21 protein-coding genes are annotated in these 24,564 nt (G+C 72.8%); 12 read left to right on the top strand and 9 right to left on the bottom strand.

The annotated features are described in order from the left end of the window. Positions 1-82 precede the first annotated feature (82 nt). Entirely contained in the window at positions 83-457 is a 375-nt protein-coding gene (locus ACZ4E1_RS16725; RefSeq protein WP_467539833.1) for an STAS domain-containing protein, read from the bottom strand. Between the two features lie 342 nt (positions 458-799). Between ACZ4E1_RS16725 and ACZ4E1_RS16720 the strand changes: the two genes are divergently transcribed. Both ACZ4E1_RS16720 and ACZ4E1_RS16715 read left to right on the top strand, forming a co-directional pair. After that, on the top strand, positions 800-1,372 hold the full coding sequence (locus ACZ4E1_RS16720) for a sigma-70 family RNA polymerase sigma factor (protein WP_188337555.1): 573 nt from the start codon (positions 800-802) through the stop codon (positions 1,370-1,372). Further along, entirely contained in the window at positions 1,369-2,637 is a 1,269-nt protein-coding gene (locus ACZ4E1_RS16715; protein ID WP_467539832.1) for a zf-HC2 domain-containing protein, read from the top strand. Before ACZ4E1_RS16720 ends, ACZ4E1_RS16715 begins: the two co-directional genes overlap by 4 nt. A gap of 285 nt (positions 2,638-2,922) precedes the next feature. Here the strand turns inward: ACZ4E1_RS16715 and purU are convergent, their stop codons facing one another. Both purU and ACZ4E1_RS16705 read right to left on the bottom strand, forming a co-directional pair. Beyond that, entirely contained in the window at positions 2,923-3,801 is an 879-nt protein-coding gene (gene purU, locus ACZ4E1_RS16710) for a formyltetrahydrofolate deformylase (protein WP_467539831.1), read from the bottom strand. A 103-nt stretch (positions 3,802-3,904) separates the two neighbouring features. After that, on the bottom strand, positions 3,905-4,405 hold the full coding sequence (locus ACZ4E1_RS16705; protein WP_467539830.1) for an SCO4402 family protein: 501 nt from the start codon (positions 4,403-4,405) through the stop codon (positions 3,905-3,907). 117 nt (positions 4,406-4,522) lie between these two features. Here ACZ4E1_RS16705 and ACZ4E1_RS16700 point away from each other — a divergent pair, with 117 nt between their 5' ends. Beyond that, positions 4,523-5,797 (top strand): ABC transporter substrate-binding protein, encoded by a 1,275-nt coding sequence (locus ACZ4E1_RS16700; RefSeq protein WP_467539829.1) that lies wholly within the window; start codon positions 4,523-4,525, stop codon positions 5,795-5,797. Positions 5,798-5,842: 45 nt separating this feature from the next. Here ACZ4E1_RS16700 and ACZ4E1_RS16695 read toward each other — a convergent pair whose 3' ends face one another. Together ACZ4E1_RS16695 and ACZ4E1_RS16690 are read right to left on the bottom strand one after the other, a co-directional pair. Next, positions 5,843-7,543: a hypothetical protein gene (locus ACZ4E1_RS16695; protein ID WP_467539828.1), complete on the bottom strand. Its 1,701-nt coding sequence runs from the start codon at positions 7,541-7,543 to the stop codon at positions 5,843-5,845. A gap of 143 nt (positions 7,544-7,686) precedes the next feature. Beyond that, entirely contained in the window at positions 7,687-9,075 is a 1,389-nt protein-coding gene (locus tag ACZ4E1_RS16690) for a transcriptional regulator (RefSeq protein ID WP_467539827.1), read from the bottom strand. Positions 9,076-9,375: 300 nt separating this feature from the next. Here ACZ4E1_RS16690 and ACZ4E1_RS16685 point away from each other — a divergent pair, with 300 nt between their 5' ends. From ACZ4E1_RS16685 to ACZ4E1_RS16675, 3 genes are all read left to right on the top strand, one after another. Further along, positions 9,376-10,062: a bifunctional DNA primase/polymerase gene (locus ACZ4E1_RS16685; protein ID WP_467539826.1), complete on the top strand. Its 687-nt coding sequence runs from the start codon at positions 9,376-9,378 to the stop codon at positions 10,060-10,062. Between the two features lie 131 nt (positions 10,063-10,193). Further along, positions 10,194-10,985, top strand: coding sequence for an ABC transporter ATP-binding protein (locus tag ACZ4E1_RS16680; RefSeq protein ID WP_467539825.1), 792 nt, complete (start codon positions 10,194-10,196; stop codon positions 10,983-10,985). Further along, complete coding sequence (locus ACZ4E1_RS16675; RefSeq protein WP_467539824.1) at positions 10,982-12,547, top strand: transporter; 1,566 nt, start codon at positions 10,982-10,984, stop codon at positions 12,545-12,547. Before ACZ4E1_RS16680 ends, ACZ4E1_RS16675 begins: the two co-directional genes overlap by 4 nt. Positions 12,548-12,844: 297 nt before the next feature. Here ACZ4E1_RS16675 and iscB read toward each other — a convergent pair whose 3' ends face one another. After that, complete coding sequence (gene iscB, locus ACZ4E1_RS16670) at positions 12,845-14,509, bottom strand: RNA-guided endonuclease IscB (protein ID WP_467539823.1); 1,665 nt, start codon at positions 14,507-14,509, stop codon at positions 12,845-12,847. Between the two features lie 302 nt (positions 14,510-14,811). Here iscB and ACZ4E1_RS16665 point away from each other — a divergent pair, with 302 nt between their 5' ends. Continuing rightward, complete coding sequence (locus tag ACZ4E1_RS16665; protein ID WP_467539822.1) at positions 14,812-16,188, top strand: PAS domain-containing protein; 1,377 nt, start codon at positions 14,812-14,814, stop codon at positions 16,186-16,188. Between the two features lie 19 nt (positions 16,189-16,207). On the opposite strand, the gene ACZ4E1_RS16660 is transcribed toward ACZ4E1_RS16665, so the two are convergent. Then, positions 16,208-16,972, bottom strand: a complete 765-nt coding sequence (locus ACZ4E1_RS16660) for an SIS domain-containing protein (RefSeq protein WP_467539821.1) — start codon at positions 16,970-16,972, stop codon at positions 16,208-16,210. 301 nt (positions 16,973-17,273) lie between these two features. Here ACZ4E1_RS16660 and ACZ4E1_RS16655 point away from each other — a divergent pair, with 301 nt between their 5' ends. Both ACZ4E1_RS16655 and ACZ4E1_RS16650 read left to right on the top strand, forming a co-directional pair. Beyond that, a complete protein-coding gene (locus tag ACZ4E1_RS16655; protein ID WP_188337565.1) occupies positions 17,274-17,966 on the top strand; it encodes a metal-dependent transcriptional regulator in 693 nt (230 codons plus the stop codon). A gap of 497 nt (positions 17,967-18,463) precedes the next feature. Beyond that, positions 18,464-19,327 (top strand): alpha/beta fold hydrolase, encoded by an 864-nt coding sequence (locus ACZ4E1_RS16650; protein ID WP_467539820.1) that lies wholly within the window; start codon positions 18,464-18,466, stop codon positions 19,325-19,327. Positions 19,328-19,612: 285 nt separating this feature from the next. Here ACZ4E1_RS16650 and pdxH read toward each other — a convergent pair whose 3' ends face one another. Next, positions 19,613-20,248, bottom strand: coding sequence for a pyridoxamine 5'-phosphate oxidase (gene pdxH / locus ACZ4E1_RS16645; protein ID WP_467539975.1), 636 nt, complete (start codon positions 20,246-20,248; stop codon positions 19,613-19,615). A gap of 284 nt (positions 20,249-20,532) precedes the next feature. On the opposite strand from pdxH, the gene ACZ4E1_RS16640 reads away from it, so the two are divergent. Further along, positions 20,533-21,645: a citrate synthase 2 gene (locus tag ACZ4E1_RS16640; protein ID WP_467539819.1), complete on the top strand. Its 1,113-nt coding sequence runs from the start codon at positions 20,533-20,535 to the stop codon at positions 21,643-21,645. Between the two features lie 250 nt (positions 21,646-21,895). On the opposite strand, the gene ACZ4E1_RS16635 is transcribed toward ACZ4E1_RS16640, so the two are convergent. Next, positions 21,896-22,624 carry a helix-turn-helix domain-containing protein gene (locus ACZ4E1_RS16635; RefSeq protein WP_467539818.1) on the bottom strand — a complete coding sequence of 243 codons (729 nt, stop codon included), beginning with the start codon at positions 22,622-22,624 and terminating at the stop codon, positions 21,896-21,898. A gap of 255 nt (positions 22,625-22,879) precedes the next feature. Here ACZ4E1_RS16635 and ACZ4E1_RS16630 point away from each other — a divergent pair, with 255 nt between their 5' ends. Beyond that, positions 22,880-23,548, top strand: coding sequence for a DUF4097 family beta strand repeat-containing protein (locus ACZ4E1_RS16630; protein WP_467539817.1), 669 nt, complete (start codon positions 22,880-22,882; stop codon positions 23,546-23,548). Positions 23,549-23,579: 31 nt separating this feature from the next. Beyond that, positions 23,580-24,563 (top strand): ATP-binding cassette domain-containing protein, encoded by a 984-nt coding sequence (locus ACZ4E1_RS16625; protein ID WP_467539816.1) that lies wholly within the window; start codon positions 23,580-23,582, stop codon positions 24,561-24,563. The last annotated feature ends 1 nt before the right edge of the window (position 24,564 follow it).

Raw genomic sequence — 24,564 nt, 5'->3', positions numbered from 1 at the left:
GGGGTTGTGTCAAGACAGGGAAGAATCCGGGACGTAAGACCGACAGGGCGGTCCGGAGCAGGGCCGATTTCCGGCCAGGACCTCAGGCCGAGAGCGGCTGGGCCCCATCGTCCGTGGCGGAGGCCACATCCGGGTACACGTCGAAGAGCCGGCGCACACCGAGCGCCCCGAGAACACGGTTCACATGCGAACCGTCCACCGCCCCCTGCGCGGGCAGGATCAGCCGCAGCCGCCCCCGGCAGGAGCGGATCAGCCGCCGGGCGGCGATCAGCACGCCGACCCCGCTGGAGTCACAGAACAGCACGTCGGAGAGGTCCAGGACCAGACTGCGCCGGCCGTCGGCCACGGCATCGTGCACCCGCTGACGCAGCGCCGGGGACGTCACCAGGTCCATCTCGCCGGACACCGACACGACGGCCCAGTCGCCTCGCACTCCCTCATTCACCCTGAGCGACACACGCCACGCCTTCCTGCTCCTACGTTCTTCCTGCGCGGCTGCCCTGCCCCACGCGGGCCGAAACTCCCCCGGGCAACCCCACCGACACCCTTGCAGGCCTATCACATATGAGCTGCTTGGACCCCAGCCGCCCACAACCCGCCCGATTCGGTCACACTTCGCCGGAGGCCCGGGCTCTTTATCACCGCCTGCCGTAGGACAGCGCACAATGCGGTAAAGGCGCATGCTCAGGCGGTGTGCCGGACTACCTTTGGGTAGCAGGCAGGCAGTACAGGTGCCCGTACAGGACCGGTACACGGCACAGAACGGCACGGCACGACGGGCAGTCGGTGAGGGGGCCTCATGCCCAAGGACACTCCGTCCCGCTGGGACCGGAGGATGCAGCAGCGGCTCGCGCACGGCGAGGCCGCGGCGCTCGGCGAGCTCTACGACCGCTTCGCATCCCTGGTGCACGGCCTCGCCCACCGCGTCCTGGACGACGAGGACGCCGCCGACCAGATCACCCGCGAGGTCTTCACCCGCGTCTGGGAGAACCCGGAGGCGTACGACCCGCGGCAGGGCCCGCTGCGCTCGTTCGTGGCGACGCTCGCCCACCGCCAGGCCGTGCAGCGGCTGCGCCAGACCGAGTCGGCCGCGCTGGTGCGCAGCGGCTGCGGCACCACCGAGGACCTGGAGCGCAAGGTGCGCCGCGCCTCCGCGGCCGCCCGCGCGGACTACATCGTGACCTCGATGCCCGCCCCGCTCAGGGCCGCGCTCGAACTGGCGTACTTCCAGCGGCGTGACTACCGCCAGACCGCCGCCGACCTCGGCGTCACCGAGGACGAGGCGCGCCGCCGGCTCCGGCTCGGCCTGCAGCTGCTCTCCACGGCCCACGACAGCGGCATCCCGCCGGGCGGCTACGGGAGGCCCGCGTGAGCGGCGCCGGCGGCCCGGACCGCTTCGACTCCTACGACCCGCGCGACGACGAGCCCGAGGGCCGGTCCGGCGCGGGCGGGGCCCGGGGCGGTGCCGCCCGCATACCGACGCCGCGCTCCTCCGTCGAGGACACCGGGCGCCCGCTGCCCGACCTGCCCGCACCGGAGCCGCTCGTGCTCGAGCACCGGGTCCTCAAGTCGCTGCTCGGCGCCTGGGCCCTCGCCGCCTGCTCGCCCGAGGAGGCGGCCGCCGTCGAGGACCATCTCGGCGGCTGCGGGGCCTGCGCCGAGGAGGCGCTGCGCCTGCGGGACGCGGTCGGGCTGCTGCACGCCGACGAGTCCCTCGACCTGGACCCGCTGCTGCGGGCCCGCGTCCTGGAGGGCTGCCTCGCCCGGCGCCCGGCCCGCATCCCGGTCCCGTCCTGGGCGACGCCGTTCGACGCGGAGACCGCCCGTCTCGACGCGCTCCTGAAGGACTTCGGCGACGGGGAGTGGCACGCGCCGGTGCGGCTGCGCTGGTACGAGGGGGACGAGCAGCTCAGCCGCAAGACGACCGTCGCGGGTGTCATAGCGCATCTGATCAGCGTCGACGGCCTGGTCGCCCGCGCCCTCGGCCTCGACGACCCGCTCGGCCCGCCCGCCCCGCCGCAGGCGCTCGGCCCCGCCGCGCGCACGGAGGCGCTCTGGCAGGCCTCGCACTTCCCGCCGACACGGGCGGTACGGGCGCCGTGGCGGGAGCAGGCGCACGAGCTGATCCGCACCGTGTCGTTCGCCGGGTCGGACGCGGAGGGCGGTGGCGGCTCGGGGCAACTCCCCATCTCGTACGGTGACTTCACGCTGTCGCTGCGGGACGCGATGGCGGACCGGGCGTTCGAGTGCTGGGTGCACGCGGGGGACATCGCGGACGCGGTCGACTACCCGTACGAGGCGCCGGCGCCGAAGCATCTGCACCGGATGATCGATCTGGCGGCGCGGATGCTGCCGGATGCTCTTGCCGAGCGGGGGCGGGACCGGGACCGGGAGGCCTCGGGGCGGGTGTTGCGGCTGGAGGTCGAGGGGGCCGGGGGTGGTCAGTGGCTCATCCCGCTCGACGCCTCCGGTATCGAGGGGGCGGACGAGGTGGCGCATGTCGCCCTGGACGGGGTGGAGTTCTGTCGCCTCGCCGCGGGACGGGTGCCTCCGGCCGAGGCGGCGGCCGGCTCCGTCGGCGACCGCACGGCCATCATGTCCGTCCTGTCGGCAACGGCGGGCCTGAGCCGCATGTAGGTGCGGGCCCCGCCCACTGTGGCTGCCCCTTGCGCGGGCCGCGCGACCACCGGCCGGTGGGGGCTGGCCGCGCAGTTCCCCGCGCCCCTGGAGATGCGCACTTCGTGCGCGATCTCCAGGGGGACGTCGGCGCATCGGGGAAATGCGACCCGAAGGGTCTGCATTTCAGGGGCGCGGGGAACTGCGCGCTCAGCCCCCACCGGGGCGGCAGTCGCGCGACGGCCGTACGGGGCGACCACCTGGGGCGCGACCAGCCCCCACACACCCGCAGGCCCGCGACGAGACCTACGCGAAGACCACCGTGCGGCGCCCGTCCAGCAGAACGCGCCGCTCCGCATGCCACTTCACAGCCCGCGCCAGCGCCTGGCACTCCACATCGCGCCCGACCGCGACGAGCTGATCCGGCGTGACCTCGTGCCCGACCCGCTCGACCTCCTGCTCGATGATCGGCCCCTCGTCGAGATCGGCGGTGACGTAGTGCGCGGTCGCCCCGATGAGCTTCACACCCCGCGCATGCGCCTGGTGGTACGGCTTCGCGCCCTTGAAGCTCGGCAGGAACGAGTGGTGGATGTTGATGATCCGCCCGCTGAGCTGCTTGCACAGGTCGTCCGAGAGGACCTGCATGTACCGGGCGAGCACGACCAGCTCGACGCCCTCGGAGCGGACGAGCTCCAGCAGCTGCGCCTCGGCCGCCGCCTTGGTGTCCTTCGTCACGGGGATGTGATGGAAGGGGATGTCGTAGGAGGCGACGAGTTCGGCGAAGTCGGTGTGGTTGGAGACGACCGCCGCGATCTCGACGGGCAGCGCCCCGATCCGCGCCCGGAACAGCAGGTCGTTCAGGCAGTGCCCGAACTTGCTGACCATGAGCACGACCTTCATCCGGTCGGAGGCCCGGTGGATCTGCCAGTCCATCTGGAACGAGTCGCCGATCGCGGCGAAGCTGGCCCGCAGCTTCTCCACGGTGACCGGCGCGTCCGCGCTGAAGTGGACCCGCATGAAGAACAGTCCCGTGTCGTGGTCACCGAACTGCTGGCTGTCCTCGATGTTGCAGCCGGTCATGAAGAGATAGCTCGACACGGCGTGCACGATGCCCTGCTTGTCGGGGCACGAAAGAGTGAGGACGTACTGCTCGGAGCCGGAAACAGGTGCGGACTGCGCATTCATAGAGGCAAGGTTCGCACAAGGCCGGGCGACGGTGAGACGCCATCCCGAGGAACGGACCACGGGGCCGGCCCCCGGCGACCGCTCCGAGCCGCCTGGAGCCTCTCTAAGCCGCCCGCGTCATGATCCGCAGCACCTCGAGCGTGCGGGGAACCGCGTCGGGATCGTCCCCGTCGCTCACGGCGAGCCGAAGGTGCGCCTCCCGGGACGCGGCCACCGCCTCGGCCCACTCCGGGTGATCGAGATACGCGGAGACGGGAGCGTCCGGCCCGACCTGGTGCATGATCCGCAGCACCCGCAGCACCGCCGCGTCGACGAGCACGGCCTCCTGCGCGTCACGGAAGATCGTCCCCACGTACTTCTCGGCGGACCAGTTGTCGAGCCAGGTGTCCTCGACGAGGCGGTACACGGCATCGGTGACGTCCCCGTACCCGTCCACACCGGCGAGCCAGACCTCCCGCTGGAAGACCGGGTCCGAGAGCATGTGCAGCGCGGAGCGCACATTGCTGCGCCAGCGCCACCACGGCATGTCGTTGAGTGGCATGCCGCCCATTTTCGTGGAGCGACGGCCGCGGCGGGAAGAGTTCTCCGAGCTTTGCACGGTCATCGATCGTACGTCCCGGGCCGCGGCGGCCCGATCGGCCCCCGCAATTCACCTCCGCGTCACCGACCGTTGACCGCAGGTCACCGGCCGGTTAGGCATGCGGCGGAATCGTGCAGGAACATGACCGGCCGGCGACACACCTCCATCAAGCGCACCTTCACCGCTCTCTCCGCCGTCGTCACGGGCGGCGCCCTGGTCGCCGGTTGCGGCCTGATCCCTGGAGCCACGGGGGGCTCCGGGGATCGGACCGTGACGGTGATGACCTGGGCACCCGAGAAGACCGACGCGACGAACATGCCCGGAATGCCCGCCATGGCCCGCGCCTACGCCCGCTGGACCAACGCGCACGGCGGCCTCGGCGGACGCAAGCTCCGGGTCCTGACCTGCAACGACCACGACGACAGCGTGGGCGCCGCGAAGTGCGCCCGCAAGGCCGCCGACGCGGGCGCCGTCGCCGTCGTCGGCTCGTACAGCCAGCACGGGCGGGCGTTCCTGTCCCCGCTGGAGTCCGCGGGGATCCCGTACATCGGCGGGTACGGGACGACGGACGCCGAGTTCACCAGCCCGCTGTCCTACCCCGTCAACGGCGGCCAGGCCGCCCTGCTCGCCGGGAACGGGCGGCAGCTCGCCGAGCGCTGCGCGCGCACCGTCCTCGTACGCCCCGACACGATCGCGGGCGACGAACTGGTGCCGCTCCTGAACGCGGGGCTCGCCGAGCGCGACCGGAGCGCGGTCGCCGACCTGCGCGCGCCCGAGGACGCCACCGACTACGGCGGCAAGGCCCGCGAGGCCCTGACCACGGCGAGCTCCGCCGGGCTCGGCCGCGAGGGCTGCGTCGCGGCGGTCCTCGGCGAGCGCACCAACACGTTCTTCGACTCCTTCCGCCGGCTGCGCGCGAGCTATCCGGCGGTGCGCACGGCGACGGTCCTCGGCAGCATCGACCAGTCCACGATCAACCGCACCGGCGGCGCGAGCAGCCCGTACGAGGGCGCCTACGTGACCGGCTGGTACCCGGCGGCGGACGACGCGCGCTGGGACCCGATGAAGCGCGTGATCAAGGAGCAGGCCTTCGACGACAACCGGATCGACCCGGCGGACGCGGGCGTGCAGACCACCTGGATCGCGTACGAGGTGCTGCGGCAGGCCGTCGGATCGCTCGGGGACGGCGAGGTGACGGCGCGGGCGGTCAGCTCGGCGCTCGACGACGGCCTTCAGGTGAACACGGGCGGACTGACCCCGCCGCTGCGCTGGGGCTACGACCACATGTCCGACGCGGGTGACTTCCCGCGCCTGGTCAACGCGCGGGTCACCTTCCAGCGGGTGGAGAGGGGCCGCCTGGTGGCGACCCGGAAGACGGCGGTGGACCTGACGCAGACCCTCGCGAAGGCCTCCTGACCCACCGCGCAGAGTGACGCCCGGCCCGCCGCCGTCCCGTCAGCGTCAGAGCTGGACGGCGGTGCGGCGGGTCAGCTGGTACTGGTCCGCGATCTCGTTCCAGAGCTTCGCGGCCTGGTTCTTCTGCGTGGAGGCCGTCCCGCTGGCCCGGTCGCCGGCGCGGCGCTGCGGGGTCGGCCGGGCGTGGCCCTTCTGGCAGCCCTTCTTGCCGGCGACCTGGTCGCCCCACGCCGCGTAGTGGCTGTCCGCCGAGGCGGACGCCTTCCAGGCGCTGGTCAGAGCGGCCTTGAGCTCCGCGTTCTTCGGCAGCTTGTCGATGGCCAGGCCGTTCAGCCGGGTCACCAGGCCGTTGCGCTGACCGGCCGCGTCGCGCAGGTCCTTGGAGGACTGGGGCAGGGCCTTGCACGCGCCGATGTTGGCGACGGCGCGCACCACGGAGTCGCGGCTGTTGTTGGAGTCGGCGAGCAGCTTGTCGAGCGCGACGGCCTGCTCCTTGGCCGGGTCCACGCTCGGCGAGGGCTCGGCCGGGGCCGACGAGGCGTCGGAGACGGTCTTGGTCTGATCGGTCTTGTCGTCGTCCGTGTCCCCGCCGCCGATGAGGGCGCCCGCGCCGATGCCGACGACGAGCAGGCCGACACCGATGGCCGCGACCATCGGCAGCTTGGACCCGGTGCGGGCCTTGCGGCGGGACGGCTCGGGCTCGTACGTGTCCTGGTACTGCGGGACGCCGGGCTGCTGCGGCGGGCCCTGCTGGTGGGCGTGCGGGTCGAAGCGCGGCATCTGCTGGGTGGCCCCGGCCGCGCCCTCCGGCTCCGTACGGAAGAGGGCGTCGAACTCGGCGGGCGGCTGGCGGTCGCCGGGAGCGCCCGGGCGGACGCCGTAGGCCTGCTCCTGGGAGCCGGCGGGGACGGGCGGTATGTACTGGGTGGCCTCGCTGTCGGAGGGGCCGCCGGGCACCGCGTCGGGCAGGGCGCCCGGCATCGGCTGCCGGTTCACGGCGCGGCCGAGGAACTGGGTGGCGTCGGCGGCGGGCTGCTCGGGCGGCAGCGGGGCGGCGGCCGGGGGCTGCTGCGCGGCGACGGGCGCGATGTACTGCGTGGCGTCACCGTCGTAGGCGGCGCCGGCCGGGGCGGCGGGCGGCAGCGGGCCCGCGCCGGGCATCTGCTGCGGCGGCAGCTGCGGGGCCTGCGACTGCTGGGGCAGCGGCTGGGGCTGAGGCTGGGGCTGGGGCTGGGGCTGGGGCTGGGGCTGGGGCTGCTGGTGCGCCTGCGGCTGCTGCGGTATCTGGGACTGCTGCGGCTGCTGCGTCCCGTACGGCTGCTGCTGCGGCTGCTGCGCTCCGTACGCCTGCTGCGGCATGTGAGGCGGCTGCGGCTGCTGCGGCACGTGCGGAGGCTGCTGAGCCTGTGCCTGCGGGGCCTGAGCGTGTGGGACCTGAGGCTGCTGGGCGGGCGGCATCCCGGCGCCACCGTGCTGCTGCGCCTCGGGCCTGCCCCACTCGTAGGACGGCATCGGACCCGCGTCCTGCGCCTGCTGCGACTGCGGCCCCCAGGGCTGGCCCCAGGGCGCGGCACCGGCGGGACCGGCGGGTGCGACCGGAGGCGTCGGGTCGCCGTAGGTGCCCGGCATCAGGGGCTCGGAGCCGTCGGCGGGCAGCACGACACCCTCGTGCGCCTGTCGGGCCTGCGGAAGGTGCGGGCCCTCGCCCTGTCCGCCCTGGCCGTTCTGGCCGCTGTGCTGCGTCACCGGGACTCCTACGTATGGGGGAAGTCGGAATCGTCGGCTCACGCTACCGGGTCCTCGCACGCCCGTGCTACGCACCTCAAATCCCGAGAACCTCCCCCGTGACGGGAGTAACAAAACAGGCCCCGGTGACGCTGGTATGAGAATCAGGCCGCCTGCAACTCCACGCGCGCCCCGAACTCCCGTACCACCGGCTCCTCCCGGTACGGATCGAGCCGCGCCCGGAGGTCCTCCAGGTACTCCGCGCCGCGGTTGGAGCGCAGGGTGCCGAGGAGTTCGACGGCCCGAAGTCCCGTGTGGCAGGCCTGTTCCACCTCGCGCTGCTGCACCTGAGCCGTCGCCAGAAGCACGAGCCCGATCGCCCGGCGCCTGGCCTTCGACGCGGGATGCCCGCCCAACGCCTCGCGCGCACACCGCTCCGCGTCCCGCCCCTGCCCCAAGTCCCGGTGGCAGTGGGCGAGTTCGTCGGCGAGATAGGCGGGCCCGAAGTGCCCGATCCACGCCGGGTCGTCACCGGAACCGCTCTGCCCCTCGGCCTGTTCCATCGCGGCGAGTGCCCGCGCGATGGATCCGTGCGCGGACCGCTCGTCGCCGAGCAGGGCGTGACCGCGCGCTTCGGCGGCGTGGAACATCGCCTCCGCGCGCGGTGTGACCCGCCCGCGCGCCCCCTCCTGAGCCGCGCGGGCGAGCTGGGAGATCTCCCGCGGATTGCCGAGCTGCGCGGCCAGATGACTCATCGACGCGGCGAGCACGTACCCGCCGTAGCCGCGGTCTCCGGCCGCCTGCGCGAGCCGCAGGGACTGGATGTAGTAGCGCTGGGCGAGCCCCGGCTGCCCGGTGTCGACGGCCATGTACCCGGCCAGCTCCGTCAACCGGGCGACGGACGCGAACAGTTCACGCCCCACCGCCTCCCGGTACGAGCCCGCGAGCAGCCCGCTCACCACACTGTTCAGGTAGTGCACCACCACGGGACGCACGTGCCCGCTGCCGTACTGGTGGTCCAGATCGGTCAGCGCCTGCGTCATCGCGCGCACGGCGCCCACGTCCGACATCCCGACCCGCGGCCCCGCGGACCGTGCGACCTGTGAGTCCGGGACCGAGATCAGCCAGTCCCTGCTGGGTTCGACGAGCGCGGACGGGGCGACGGCCGAGCCCGACAGGAAGTCCCGCCGCCCCACGTCGCTGCGCCACAGCTCACACACCTGCTCGATGGCGCCGAGCACCGTCGGCGAGAACTGCAGACCGACACCGGAGGCCAGGTTCTTCCCGTTGGCCATGCCGATCTCGTCGATGGTGACCGTGCGGCCGAGTTTGCGGCCCAGGGCCTCGGCGATGATGCCGGGCGCCCGGCCGCGCGGCTGCTGCCCGCGCAGCCACCGGGCCACCGACGTCTTGTCGTAGCGCAGGTCGAGTCCGTGCTCGGACCCGCACATGTTGACCCGGCGGGCCAGGCCGGCGTTGGAACAGCCCGCCTCCTGGATGAGCGCCTGCAGCCGTTCGTTGGGCTGTCGCGCGACGAGAGGCCGTGCGGCCATGACGTAACCCCCTGCTGTGCCCGTCCGGGTGGCCGGCTGTGCGGATCACGGCCGGTCGTGGAATGACTGCCCTGTACGAAAGGGGAAGATGCGCGACATTTACGTATCGATCGGGAGGAACCGGCCCGGAAATGACAGGCGACGGTCCGGCCCGTCCCCCGATGACTACCCCTCCCCCGCTGCCGTCCCGCCCGCGCGCCCCCGACCGTGCACCCATGCGCCCCACGTGCGGGAACGATGCTCCGGAGCCACCCGTACGTGCCCCCGTAACCCCAGCTGACGGCGGGAGTTGAGAACGTCGTGGAAGAGACCATCGCAGGCACCTCGGACGTCACCTCACCTGTCACCCCCACCGGGCAGATCCCGCCCCAGCGGGGTGAATCCCTCCTGGACACGGCCGTGCGCTACGCCGAAGAACGGCACTGGGACGTGTTCCCCGGCACCTGGCTGGAGTTCGAGCAGGGCGTGCAGCGCTGCTCCTGCGACGACGCCGCGTGCCCGGCGCCCGGCGCGCACGCCGCGCGGCCCGACTGGGCGACCCAGGCGACCGGGAGCGCGACCGGCGCACGCCGCCTGTGGTCCAAACACCCGAAGGCGTCGATCCTTCTTCCCACCGGCCGCACCTTCGACGCCATCGACGTCCCCGAGACCGCCGGATTCCTCGCGCTCGCCCGCATGGAACGCATGGAGCTCACCCTCGGCCCCGTGACCTGCACGCCCGACCGCCGCATGCAGTTCTTCGTCCTGCCCGGCGCCACCGCCAAGGTCCCCGACCTCGTACGGAAGTTGGGCTGGCCGCCCGCCTCCCTCGACCTCGCCACCCTCGGCGAGGGCCAGTACGTGGCCGCGCCGCCGACCCGGTTCGGCAGCCAGGGCGCCGTGCAGTGGGCCTGCCGGCCGACCGCCGCGAACCGGTGGCTGCCCGACGCCGAGGAACTCGTCTCCCCGCTCGCCTACGCGTGCGGGCGCGAAGGGCGCCGCCCGTAGCGACGGGCCCGTGCCACCTCCCTGTGCCCCGCCCTTGGCCGACGTATCGTGCCCAGACGTCAAGGCCGTCCCGCACCCGGACGCAGCCGCAGACGCCGGAGCACGACGACGCCGATGAAGGGCGGGCACAGTTGACCGACGCAGCCGTGGACGCGGCCGTACGCGTCCACGACCTCTGGAAGTCCTTCGGCCGGCAGACCGCCGTCGCCGGAATCGAACTCACGCTGCCCGCAGGCCGGTTCATCGGCCTCGTCGGCCCCAACGGGGCAGGCAAGACCACCACCCTCTCCATGGTCACCGGACTGCTCCGGCCCGACCGCGGCACCGTGCACGTCGCCGGGCACGACGTCTGGGCCGACCCCGCCGAGGTCAAGGCCCGCATCGGAGTGCTGCCCGAGGGACTGCGCCTCTTCGAGCGGCTCTCGGGGCGCGAACTCCTCGCGTACACCGGGCGGCTGCGGGGACTGCCCGGCGCCGAGGTCGACCGGCGGGCCGCCGGACTCCTCGACGTCCTCGACCTCACCGGAGCCCAGCACAAACTCGTCGTCGACTACTCGACCGGCATGCGCAAGAAGATCGGCCTCGCCGCCGCCCTGCTCCACAACCCCGAAGTCCTCTTCCTCGACGAACCCTTCGAAGGCGTCGACCCCGTGTCCGCCCAGACGATCCGCGGCGTCCTCGAACGCTTCACCCGCTCCGGGGCGACGGTCGTCTTCTCGTCCCACGTCATGGAACTGGTGGAGTCACTGTGCGACTGGGTCGCCGTGATGGCGGCCGGCCGGATCCGGGCGCAAGGGCCGCTCGCCGACGTGAAGGGCGACGCCGGGTCCCTGCAGGAAGCCTTCCTGGAGCTGGTCGGGGCCACCGGGAGCCCGTCCGGAGCGTCCCTGGACTGGCTCGGCGGGGGCGGGGCCGCACTGTGACCAGGGTTCTCGTCGGACTCAAATGGGCGCTGCTGCGCAACGGACTGCGACAGTCGGCGGGACGACGCGTGGCCTACGCCGTGTCCGCGCTGGTCTCGGTCCTGTTCGGCGCACTCGTGGTCCTCGGCCTCGTCCTCCTCCACGGGAACCGGCACGCCGGAACCGTCGGCATCATCCTGCTCGCGCTGCTCGCACTGGGCTGGGCCGTCTTCCCCCTGTTCTTCCCGAGCGGCGACGAGACCCTCGACCCGACCCGGCTCGTGATGCTGCCGCTGCGCCCGGACCCCCTCGTCCGCGGCCTGCTCGTCGCCTCCCTCGTCGGGATCGGCCCCCTGTTCACCCTGTGCCTGACGGCCGGAGCGGCGTACGCGGTCGGGCACGGGGCGGCCTCCACCGCGGTCGCCCTGCTCGCCGTACCGCTCGCCGTCCTCGTGTGCGTCGCCCTGGCCCGCGCCGTCGCCGCCGCCAACACCCGCCTGCTGACCAGCCGCAAGGGCCGCGACCTCGCCGTGCTCAGCGGCCTCGTCATCGCGCTCGGCGCCCAACTCGTCAACTTCGGCGCCCAGCGCCTCGGCCGCGCCGGCGGGCTCGGCGCACTCGACCCGGCGGCGGACGTCCTGCGCTGGGTACCCCCGGCGTCCGCGCTCGGCGCGGTCGAGGCGGCGGGCCGCGGCGCGTACGGCACCGCGACCGCGCAGCTCGCCCTCAGCGCCGCCGCCCTGGCCGCCCTGCTCCTCGTGTGGCGGCGCGCGCTGACCCGCCTGATGACGGCGCCGGACGGCTCGACCCTCCAGGCCGCGGAGCCCACCCGCCGCGCGGGCACCCGCCGCCTGTTCCCCGACAGCCGCACCGGCACCGTCATGGAACGCAGCCTGCGCTACGTGTGGCGCGACCCGAAGACCAAAGCCGCCTGGATCACGTCCCTGGCCATCGGCCTGATCGTCCCCGTGTTCAACGCCCTCCAGGGCACCGGCTCCGCCTACTTCGCGTGCTTCGCCTCGGGCATGCTCGGCATCCAGATGTACAACCAGTTCGGCCAGGACACGTCCGCGTTCTGGATGGTCGCCGCCACGATCGCCTCACCGCGCGACGCCTACGCGGAACTGCGCGCCCGCGCCCTCGCCCTGCTCGTGATCACCCTGCCCTACGCGACCCTGGTCACCGTCCTCACCAGCGCCCTGCTGGGCGCCTGGCACGAGCTCCCCGAAGTCCTCGGCCTCTCCTTCGCCCTCCTCGGAGCGATGCTGGCCACCGGGGCGTGGACCTCGGCCCGCTTCCCGTACTCGATCCCGCAGGAGGGCTACAAGAACGTCGCCCCCGGCCAGGCGGGCCTCGCCTGGATATCGATCTTCGGCGGCATGGTCGCGGCGGCCGTCCTGTGTGCCCCGGTCCTGGCCCTCACGATCGCCCTGCACGCGACGGACCACACCGACTGGTCCTGGCTGCTGCTCCCCGTGGGCGCGGCCTACGGCACCGCCGCGACCCTCCTCGGCCTGCGCCTGGCGGCCCCGCGCACGGCGGACCGCCTCCCGGAGATCCTGACGGCGGTCAGCAAGGGCTGACCGCCGAGGGCTCTGAAAGCCCCCGGAAACGCAGGCGACCCGCGAGCCTGGTTCCTCCCGTACGAGACGGTCGGAAGCCGGCCGGACGTACCGGCGGCTCGCGGGTCGGGTGACTGCTTGGGAATGGGGCCGGCTGCGCGCGTGCACACGCGCGGGTCCGGCGCCGAATTCGAGATGCGACGTCGGGCCGCTAGCCCGCAGTCACCTCAGACGTCCGGCGTACATACATGCTCCGAACCACCTCCTTTCAGCCTGTGCAGCACAGCCTAGGAACCTGCCCCGCGACCTTCAACCGGTTTAACGGGACAGGGGAGAACCCGGCCTCGAACCCGCCTCCGACCGGAGTGCGTAGCCATAGCCATCGCCTCGCTGGAGGAGGCTCAGGCAGCGGTACGAGACGTTGATCCGACCCTGCGGCGTAGCGAGACTGTGCTGGCCGCGGGCGCGTACCGAGATGCGGCCGGTGTGCACTCCCGCCCATGTGCCACCGGGGATGGTGGCGCGCACCAGGTCTCCGGTCACGTAGCCGAAGTGACGCTTGCGCCGGTCCCGCCTGAGGCGGGGGAATCCGAAGCGGTCCGGGGTCGTGCGGGCGTAGGAGCCCCGGCCGGTGGCGGTGATCACGAGAATCTGGCGCGGAACGAGGACGGTTCTGTCGTCCGTGTCGGTGCCCAGTGGGCCCACGGCGAGTGCGTCGAGGGTGTGCGACTTGTCCAGGCCGAGGAGCGCCCTGTTGGCGTGCGTCTGCGCTCCGGTCCAGGTGTGCACCGGTCGGCCCAGGGCGGTGAGCGCCAGGAGGAGCGACCTGCCAATCGAGTTCATCGCGGCGGCGTCCCGCAGTGTGGGCTTCGTCCGGGCTGTGAGCCTCGCGAGCCGCTCGGGGTCGTGAGCGAGGAACCGGCGCAGGGGCTGAGCGCCTTTGGCCTCGTTGCAGGGGACGCAGGCGAGGACGAGGTTGGTGATCCGGTCGGAACCGCCGCGGCTTCGGGGGTGGACGTGCTCGATATTGAGCGGCACGTCCGTGACGTCGCAGTACGCGCAGGCACGGCCCCACTTCTGACGCAGGTGGGTTCGGATGTCCGTCCCCGCGAGAACGCCCTGCTGGTACTCGGCTCCGCGCAGCCGGCGTCCCACGCTGATCGCGTGCGTGTCGAAGGCCGCGCTTTCGACATGGATCTCGGTGACGGGGGCGTAGCGGCAGAAGCGGCGGGTCAGGGACACGACAGTGTCGACGCGGTGCTGGAGGGAGGGCGGGAGCCAGCCGGCGGGCCGGGTGCGGTGGTCCGACCTGGGGGCGCGGTATCGGCAGTTGGCCGACCGGCGTCGGCGGCGGAAGCCTGCACGTTGCCGCATGCAGAGGCTGATGCGCTCGCTCCGGTGGCGGAGCTCGACGCCTGTCAGGCCTCGGCGGACCACTTGTGTCCCGCCGTCGCTCGCGCGCTCGTGCTTCTCCACGGTGAGGGCCATCCCGGTGCCTTGGGAGCCGGGGTCGATGCGCAGCTGTACGCCGTCGACTTGGGACCGGGAGACCGTTCGGTCCCGCAGACGGATCGTGAACGGGGCCTGTCGCACGATGACGGCCCGCCCCTTGCCCAGGAGTTCTCGGGCGCGTGCGGGGTGGCAAGGCATGAGTGGTTGCCCGTGCCTGTCGAGTACGAAGACCCGGCCGGTGCTCGGTTTCCATGAGCCGGGCGGGGTTTCGGGGGCGTCACCGCCTCCGTTCTCTACCGGGTCATCCGCCGCCGTGGTGACAGGTGGTCCGGTGTGACGCCGGCGGGGTTCGCTGCCGCTCCCGTCGGTCTCCCCTCGCCCATGTTCCCGGCCGGTGTCCCGGGCTGCGCCCGGGTGTCCGTGAGCCGTTTCGTCCCTGCTCCCAGGGTTGTCTGCTCCCACGGATTCCAGAGCCCGGCGCTGAGGAAGCACGCCGGGGTGGGTCTGCTCGCCTGCCGTGAACGGAGTCATCGTCGGGCAACTCCTTCTTGCCGATGACTGGGGCTGGCCACCCTTCGGTCTGTCCGACCGGGGAACAGGTGGCCTCCCTTCTTGTGTATGCCGGGAACGCTATGGCTCCCCGGGCGACCGCACGGAGGATCCCCGGCCGCGGCCACGAAGGCGGGAACTCCGGCCGGTTCCACTGATCTCTTCGCATCGAACGTGCTAGGCGCCACCCAGCGGGCCGAGCTGCTCGAAGAGGACCAGGAAGTTGACGGAACATGGTGTGGGGTGCGTCACGTTCAAGTTGAATGAGGTGGAGGGGGTGCCAGGTGAGTGCATCACGGCGTAGTGGGGCCACCGACGCGCTCGGGCCGGAGGACGAGCCCGAGCGGGACGGGGGCGATCTTCTGGCCGCGTTGTTGGACGGGATGGACGCGGCACTGTGCGCGTTCGACGCGGACGGCGTGGTCACGCACTGGAACCGGGAGGCCGAGCGGATTCTGGGCTGGTCCGCGGCGGAGGCCGTGGGGCGGGCCGGGTTCGCGGGCTGGGCGGTGCGCAGTGCCGACGCGGCGGAGGTGCAGGAGCGGCTGCTGTCCGCGATGCATGCCCCGGGGCGGCAGGTGCACGAGTTCGCGCTGGTCACCAAGAGCGGCGGACGGGTGCTCGTCCGGACGCAGTCGGCGGCGGTGCGCGGGCCGGGCGGCGAGCCCGCCGGGGTGTACTGCGCGTTCAGCGAGGTGCACGCGCAGATCGATCTGGAGCGGTCGATCGCGCTGAGCGAGGCACTGTTCGAGGACGCCACGGCGTGGGGTGTGGTCCTGGTCGACGCGGATCTGCGGCCGGCGCTGGTGAACGCGCACGCGGCGAAGGCGTTCGGTTCGGGGCGGACCGCGGTGCTGGGGCGGCCGCTGGGCGATCTGGTGTCGCAGGGTGTGGAGGAGTTGGAGAGCGCGCTGGCGCATGTGCTGGCGGAGGGTGCGCCGCCCGCGCCGGCCGAGGTGTGGGTGACGGTGCGCTCGGAGCGGGGTGAGCCGGAGCGGCGCTGCTGGCGCAGTGGTTTCGTACGGCTGTCGTCGCCGCTGGCGGAGGAGCCGGTGCCGCTCGGGGTGGCGTGGTTGTTCGAGGACGTGACTCAGGCGCGGCGGGCGGAGCAGGAGGCGGCGGCGCTGCGGTTCCGGACGCAGCAGTTGCACCGGGCGGCGCGGGCGGCGGCGGAGTGCGAGGACCCGGCGGAGGCGGCGACGACGCATCTGGACTTCGCGCTGGCCGGGTTCGCGGATCACGCGCTGATCGATCTGGTGGCGAGTGCGGAGGGCGAGGAGCCGGTGCGGCTGGTGCGGGCGGCGGCGACGCCTGCGGGGGCGCCGGGGCCGAGTCTGCTGGTGACGCGTGGGGCGCTGCCGGTGCGGTACGCGGCGGGGCATCCGGCGTTGCAGTGCGCGGAGCGGGCCGGTTCGGTGCGGGCCGGGGCGCCGGAGGGGGACGGCGGGGCGGAGTGGGCGGCGGCGCGGCAGTGGCCGGGGGACAGCCGGTTCGCGCTGTGCGCGGTGCTGCGCAGCCGGGGGCGGACGCTGGGCGTGGTGACGTTCCTGCGCGGGTCGGGGCGGGCCCGGTTCGAGCGGGGTGACGCGGTGTACGCGGAGAGTGTGGCGGTGCGGATCGCGGCGGCGGTGGATCTGGCGGCGGCGACCCGGCCGTCGTAGAAGGCTGCGCTTCCGCGGGTCAGTGCTGGTAGAAGATGCGGTCCTTGTACTGCTCGAAGACCTTGGCGTTCCAGTCGTGGCCGCCGTCCACGTTGCCGGAGCGGAGCAGTGGGGGCTGGATACCGCGGTCGGCGAGGGACTCGGCGCAGGTGGCGAGCATCGACTGCATGAGGGCGCTGGTGGTGACGGTGGAGGCGGAGGCGAAGGGGGCGTCCACGCCGTCGTGGGTGAGTTCGGCGTCGCCGACGGCGATCTTGGAGTCGAGGACGATGTCGCAGTGGTCGCGCAGGTACGTGCCGGAGGCGTGCCGGGACCTGGGGGCGTCGGGTCCGGTGGCGTAGGCGAGGGATGTGACGCCGATGACCTTGAGGCCGAGGGCGCGGGCGTTCATGGCCATCTCGACGGGCAGGGCGTTGCGCCCGGAGAGGGAGATGATCACGAGGGCGTCGCCGGCCCGGGCGGGGCTGGAGTCGAGGACGGCGGCGGCGAGTCCGTCGACTCGTTCGAGGGCGGAGCCGAGGGTGGCGGGCATGACGTCGACGCCGACGGCTCCGGGGACGGCGAGCAGGTTCATGAGGGCGAGGCTGCCGGCGCGGTAGACGACGTCCTGGGCGGCGAGCGAGGAGTGTCCGGCGCCGAACGCGAAGAGGCGGCCGCCGGCGACGACGGTGTCGGCGAGGAGGGTGCCGGCGGCGGCGACGGAGTCGGCTTCCTCGTCGCGGATGCGGCGCAGCAGGCCGATCGCGGTGTCGAGGTACTGCGCGGCCAGCTTGCTCTCGCTCATCGGCGTAACCCCTCGGTGGTGACGCGGCGTGTCCGCGCCCGTCGCGGATCGCGTCTGTCGCGGATCACCGTGCGGTCTGGACCAGTGCCGTGTCAATACGGCGCCGGTGGTGTCGGCGGGGCGGAACAAAGGCGCGGCTGTGGCTGTTTCGTACGGGCCCGTGGCGGTTCGGGGTGCTGTTTCCCCGGCGCGGCACGGTTGTCGGCGGTATGCGTCAGAATTGACGGCAGGGCCAGCGCACGCGCTGCGCAGCACGCCAGCGGAGCGGCTGCGGAGCTAGAGAGCTACACGAGGGGCACGTATGTCCGGACTGATCGACACGACGGAGATGTACCTCCGCACCATCCTCGAGCTGGAGGAGGAAGGTGTGGTCCCCATGCGCGCCCGGATCGCCGAGCGTCTGGACCAGAGCGGGCCGACGGTCAGCCAGACGGTGGCGCGCATGGAGCGGGACGGTCTGGTGGCCGTGGCCGCGGACCGGCACCTGGAGCTGACGGACGAGGGCCGGCGGCTGGCCACGCGCGTGATGCGCAAGCACCGGCTCGCGGAGTGTCTCCTGGTCGATGTGATCGGCCTCGAGTGGGAGCAGGTGCACGCGGAGGCCTGCCGCTGGGAGCACGTGATGAGCGAGGCCGTGGAGCGTCGCGTCCTGGAGCTGCTGCGGCACCCGACGGAGTCGCCGTACGGGAATCCGATCCCGGGGCTGGAGGAGCTGGGCGAGAAGGACGGGGCGGACCCGTTCCTGGACGAGGGCATGGTCTCGCTGGCGGACCTGGAGACGGGTGCGGACGGCAAGACGGTGGTGGTGCGGCGGATCGGTGAGCCGATCCAGACGGACGCGCAGCTGATGTACACGCTGCGGCGTGCGGGGGTGCAGCCCGGTTCGGTGGTCAGCGTGACGCAGTCGCCGGGCGGGGTGCTCGTGGGCAGCAGCGGCGAGGCGGCGGAGCTGGAGGCGGACATCGCCTCGCACGTGTTCGTGGCCAAGCGCTGAGCTTTTCCGGGGGCGCCCGAGTGGCGGGACCGCTTGCGTGCCGCGTGCGCCGGGCGCGCGCGGCGCACTGAAAGCAAGATTCAGTGTGCGGAATCGCAGCGCTCGGGCGTTTTGCGTGCCACGCTGTCGCGTGAGCACAGGGCCTGAGTGCCTGGGGACCGGAGGGGGCCAGCATGGACCGGCCGTTCGGCGTGCGACAGGTCCGCGGTGCGGGGGGCGGGGTGTCGGCAGAGGGCCCCGGCGCCTTGCGGCGCCGGGGCCTGTCCTCCCCTGTTCCGACCCGGAGCCCCGAGCTCCCAGGGTCGTCCCCCTCGGACCGTTTTCCCCGAGCGGTCCGCCTCCCGCTGAAGAGATCCCCTCGGCGACGCAGGTCATTCCTTGAGCGTTGTCACTCAAAAGAGGGGTGTGACGGGAACAGCGCCCGCTTTCGAATGTGAGTTCGATAACGTACGCGGATCAGCCACTGCAGGCGTGACCACGAGGGGGTGCCGGGGCCTATGGCGCGACGCATCGACGTGACCGGAGCGGGCGGGGTCCGGCTGGCCGCCTGGGAGTTCGCCGACCCGCCCAAGACGGGCGAGGCCGGCCAGGCTCCCGGAGTGCTGTTACTGCACGGCCTGATGGGCCGGGCGTCCCATTGGGCCGGCACGGCGCGCTGGCTCTCCGAACGGCGCCGCGCCGTCGCGCTCGACCAGCGCGGGCACGGCCAGAGCGACAAACCCGAGCAGGGGCCCTTCGACCGCGAGGCCTACGTGCTCGACGCGGAGGCGGCGCTCGAAGGACTCGGGCTCGGCCCGGCGGTGCTCGTGGGGCACGCCATGGGGGCACTGACGGCCTGGCAGCTCGCCGCGCGCCGGCCCGACCTGGTCAGCGGCCTCGTCGTCTGCGACATGCGGGCCTCGGCGCTCGGCGCGGCGTCCCAGCGGGAGTGGGAGGACTGGTTCCGGGCCTGGCCGCTGCCGTTCGCGACGCTCGGTGACGTACGGAAGTGGTTCGGCGAGGACGACCCCTGGGTGGAGCGGCCCAATCCGGCGCGCGGGGAGTTCTACGCGGAGGTCATGACGCAGGCCGAGGACGGGTGGCGGCCGGTGTTCTCGCGGCGGCAGATGCTCGCGGCCCGGTCGACGTGGGTGCGGGACGCGCACTGGGAGGAGCTGGCGGGGGTTCAGTGCCCCGCGCTCGTCGTGCGGGGGCTCGACGGGGAGTTGGGGCGGGCCGAGGCGCAGGAGATGGTGCGGGTCCTTCCCAGGGGGGTGTATGCGGAGGTCCCCGAGGCGGGTCATCTCGTCCACTACGACCAGCCCCTGGGGTGGCGGGAGGTCGTGGAACCGTTCCTCGACGGGGTCCTGGCCGGACGCTGAATCGCCGTTCTGGCGTCGGCGCCGTGGGCGAGTGCGGGTGCGTCGTGGCTGGTCGCGCAGTTCCCCGCGCCCCTGGAAGGCATGCGGCTTCGCCGCGCCTTCCCCAGATGAAAGGCGCCCCGCACCTTGATCGGGGAAATGCGCCCGAAGGGCATGCATTTCAGGGGCGCGGGGCTGTGTCGATTTGCGGCTCCGCCGCGGGGCGCGACCAGCCCCCACCGGGCCGCAGTCGCGCGACGACCGAACCCACCCGGACCTGAGGCGCGGAACCCACCCCGCACAAAATCAAGGGCTGAGCCGTTCCACATGCCAACCCCCCGGCACCCGCACATAGCGGAGCCGATCATGGAGGCGGTTCTCGCGGCCCTGCCAGAACTCGATCTCCTCCGGGGCGACCCGGAACCCGCCCCAGTGCGGCGGCACGGGAACATCCGACCCCACCGGATAGCGCCGCACCAATTCCCCGTACGCCGCGTCCAGTTCGGCCCGCGACCCGATCACGGAGGACTGCGCGCTGGCCCAGGCCCCGAGCTGCGACCCGTGCGGCCGGGAGTGGAAATACGCCGCCGTCTCCTCGGCAGAGGTCCGCACCGCCGTGCCGGAGACATGGATCTGACGGCCCATCGGGTGCCAGGGGAAGAGGATCGCGACCTGCGGGTTGACGTCCAGGTCCTGGGCCTTGCGGGAGCCGTAGTTGGTGTAGAAGACGAAGCCCTCGTGGTCGTAGGACTTGAGGAGCACCGTGCGGGAGGCCGGGCGGCCGCTCGCGTCGGCGGTGGAGACCACCATGGCGTTGGGCTCGGCGAGCGGCGAGCCGGGCTCGGCCGCCTGCCGGAACCAGCGGGCGAACTGGTCCATGGGGTGCGGGGCGAGGTCGGGCTCGAGCAGACCGCCGTCGTGCGTGCGGTACTGCTCCCGCATGAAGGCGGGGTCCGGGTCGAGGTCGTCGTGCGCGCTCACGGCGTCATCCTGCCGTACCCGCGCCCGTACCCCGAAGGTGAGCCATGGCACTGAGTGCCACCAACTCTCGCCAAGCGTGGCACCGGGAGTTATGGTCCAGAGACCCGAGGGTTGGGTGACCGCCTGCCGAACGGGGCATCACGGGTGTGACCGACCCGGACCGCGAGCCGCACGCCCCCTGGCCGTGGATCCGATCGCGCGCCCCAGTCCCCGTCCACGCATCACGCATCTAGAGGAGCCGCCTGATGTCCGACTTCGACCCCAGCTTCGTCCCTGGTCTCGAAGGAGTCGTCGCGTTCGAGACCGAGATCGCCGAGCCGGACAAGGAGGGCGGCGCCCTGCGGTACCGGGGCGTCGACATCGAGGATCTGGTCGGCCACGTGTCGTTCGGGAACGTGTGGGGGCTGCTGGTCGACGGCGCCTTCAACCCCGGGCTCCCGCCGGCCGAGCCCTTCCCGATCCCCGTCCACTCGGGTGACATCCGCGTCGACGTGCAGTCCGCGCTGTCGATGCTGGCGCCCGTGTGGGGCCTGAAGCCGCTGCTGGACATCGACGAGCAGCGAGCCCGCGACGACCTGGCCCGCGCCGCCGTCATGGCCCTCTCCTACGTCGCCCAGTCGGCCCGCGGCCAGGCGCGGCCGATGGTGCCGCAGAGCGAGATCGACAAGGCCGAGTCGATCGTCGAGCGGTTCATGATCCGCTGGCGCGGCGAGCCCGACCCCAAGCACGTCGCCGCGGTCGACGCGTACTGGACCTCGGCCGCCGAGCACGGCATGAACGCCTCGACGTTCACCGCCCGCGTCATCGCCTCCACCGGCGCCGACGTGGCCGCCGCCCTGTCCGGCGCGGTCGGCGCCATGTCCGGCCCGCTGCACGGCGGCGCCCCCTCCCGCGTCCTCGGCATGATCGAGGAGATCGAGCGGACCGGCGACGCCGAGGCGTACGTCCGCCGGGCCCTCGACCAGGGCGAGCGCCTGATGGGCTTCGGACACCGCGTCTACCGGGCCGAGGACCCGCGCGCCCGCGTGCTGCGGCGCACCGCCCGCGAGCTGGGCGCCCCGCGCTTCGAGGTGGCCGAGGCGCTGGAGAAGGCGGCCCTGGCCGAGCTGCACGCGCGCCGCCCCGACCGGGTGCTCGCGACGAACGTGGAGTTCTGGGCGGCGATCGTGCTCGACTTCGCCGAGGTGCCCGCGCCCATGTTCACGTCGATGTTCACGTGCGCCCGCACGGCCGGCTGGAGCGCGCACATCCTGGAGCAGAAGCGCACGGGCCGTCTGGTCCGCCCGTCGGCCCGCTACATCGGCCCGGGCACCCGCCCGCCGCAGGACATCGAGGGGTACGAGGACATCGCCCGCTAGAGCGTGCGTGCCGGGCGCCGCGGGGCAGGCGGGACTTTCGGCACACGCCCCAGGCCCCACCGGCGGCCCGGTCCGCGAAACGCGCCGCCTGTCGCTCCCCGGAGCGGGCGCGCCCCGGGGCTAGCCTGACTGTGCGCGGCAGGGATCACCCGGGCGAGTGCGACCGCCCGGCGTGGGATCGCCCCTTGCCGCGCGGCCACGTGAACCGACGGCCCGCCCCCGGACTTCCGGGGGCGGGCCGTCGGCATTGCTACGCCCGCTTGTCCTCGGCCTCTCGGCGGGCGGAAAGGATGTCACGGGCCTGGTCGGAGGCGCGGACCAGGCTCTCGGACACGTAGTCGAGGAACCGCGCGATGTTCTCCAGGCGGACCCCGGCCCGGCTGTCGGGACCGAGGATGCCGGTGCCCTGGCGGGCCGTCGTGGCGATCTCGGCGGTGGACCGGGCGCTGGCCATCATGGACTGGTACCAGACGTCGTCGTCGATGGAGTAGCGGTCGCGCCGCCGCTCGTCGCGATCGCGCCGCACGAGGTCCTGGCCGACCAGGAACGTGACGGCCTTGGAGACCGACGCCGGACTGACCTGGAGCCGCTGGACGAGTTCGGCCGCGGTGAGACTGCCGGACTCGCTGACGACCAGGCAGGCCATGACCCGGGCCATCATGCGGGGCGTGCCGGACGCCATGAAGACCGTCGTCAGGGTCTCCTCGTAGGCGCGTACGGCCTCGGCCCGCTGCCCGTCACCGGCCGGCCCGGCCTGGCCCGCGGCGCCGGCCGCCTTGCGGCGGTGGGCGCGGTGCCCGGTGGCGCGCTGGGCCAGGTCCGCGCGGTAGCCGGTGGGGCCGCCGTTGCGCATGACCTCGCGGGTGATCGTGGAGGTCGGGCGCTCCAGGCGCCGGGCGATCTCCGCGTAGGCGAGGCCGTCGCCCAGCCCCTGTGCGATCTGCTGACGCTCCTGCTGGGTGAGCCTGCCGCCCGGCATCGCGGCCTCCTTCGTGGTCCTGGGTGCTGTGCTCGGCGCTGTCCTCGGACGCCACCTTAGCGTTCACCCTCATTCCATTGCAACGCCACACCCTGCAACGCGTTGCGTTCCCCGCAGAACCATTGCAATGAAATCTGGCCTTCTATCTGCGATTACCGGTTTCTGACGCAACAAGCTTGTTGCCAATCTAGTGAATGCAACGTAGCGTTTTCAATGTCAGAAACACACGGAACGCCCACCGCAGGAGTGAGTCACATGCAGAAGTTCGACACCCCGAACCTCGTCCACACCACCCTCGTCGTCCCCGCCGGCCGCTTCCAGCTCATCGGCGCGGACCGCACCGACACCGTCGTCGAGGTCCGCCCGGCCAACCCGTCCAGGAGCCGCGACGTGAAGGCCGCCGAGGAGATCGAGGTCGGCTACGCGGACGGCGCCCTGCGCATCGCCGCCCGCGACCCGAAGAACCGCCTCTTCGGCCCGTCCGGCGCCGTCGAGATCACCGTCCGGCTCCCGGCCGGCTCGCCGGTCACCGTCGACAGCGCCGACGCGGACGTCCGGGGCGTCGGCCGGCTCGGCGAGCTCGCGATCGAGGCCGCCCGCGCCACCGTCAAGGCCGACGAGGCCGGCGCCGCCCGGGTCACCGTCGCCGCCGGCGACATCACCCTCGGCCGCCTCACCGGCTCCGCCCGCATCCGTACGCAGAAGGGCCACATCACCGTCACCGAGGCCGCCCGCGGCGACCTCGACCTGAAGACCGAGATGGGCGACATCACCGTCGACACCGCCCGCGGCAGCAACGCCACCCTCGACGCCGGCACCTCCTACGGCCGCGTCGCCAACTCCCTCGCCCACGACGGCGGCACCCCCGACGTCACCATCCGCGCCACCACCTCGTACGGCGACATCACCGCCCGCGCCCTCTGATCTCCCTCACCCCACCAAGGAGCGAACCGCCATGACCGACCTGGCCATCTCGGCGACCGGACTGCGCAAGGCCTACGGAGACAAGACCGTGCTCGACGGCGTCGACCTGGCCGTCCCGCAAGGATCGGTCTTCGCCCTGCTCGGCCCCAACGGCGCCGGCAAGACCACCACCGTCAAGATCCTCTCCACCCTCGTCTCCGCGGACCCGGGCAGCGGCCCGATCCGCGTCGGCGGCCACGACCTCGCCACCCACCCGCAGGCGGTACGCGCCGCGATCGGCGTCACCGGCCAGTTCTCCGCCGTCGACGGGCTCATCACCGGCGAGGAGAACATGCTCCTCATGGCCGACCTGCAGCACCTCTCCAAGAGCGAGGGCCGCCGGGTCACCGCCGAACTCCTCGAACGCTTCGACCTCGTGGACGCCGCGAAGAAGCCCGCGTCCACCTACTCCGGCGGCATGAAGCGCCGCCTCGACATCGCCATGACCCTCGTCGGCGACCCGCGCATCATCTTCCTCGACGAGCCCACCACCGGCCTCGACCCGCGTTCCCGCCACACCATGTGGGGCATCATCCGCGAGCTCGTGAGCGGCGGCGTCACCGTCCTGCTCACCACCCAGTACCTGGACGAAGCCGACGAACTCGCCGACCGCATCGCGGTGCTGCACGACGGCACGATCGCCGCCGAGGGCACCGCCGACCAGCTCAAGCGCCTCGTCCCCGGCGGCCACGTCCGGCTCCGCTTCACCGACCCGGCCGCCTACCGCAGCGCGGCCGGCGCCCTGAACGGCGCCGTGGCCGACGACGAGGCGTTCTCCCTCCAGGTCCCCAGCGACGGCAGCCAGCGCGCCCTGCGCTCCGTCCTCGACCGGCTCGACGAGGCCGGTGTCGAGGCCGACGAACTGACCGTGCACACCCCCGACCTCGACGACGTCTTCTTCGCCCTCACCGGCGGCGGCGCCGGCGTCCCCGCCCAGCCCGAGCCCCACACCAAGACCCTGACCCAGGAGGCCTGAC

This window comes from Streptomyces sp. NPDC025806, assembly GCF_055558275.1.
Note: the sequence above shows the minus strand (reverse complement) of the source record. Positions and strands in the feature narration are given on the sequence as shown.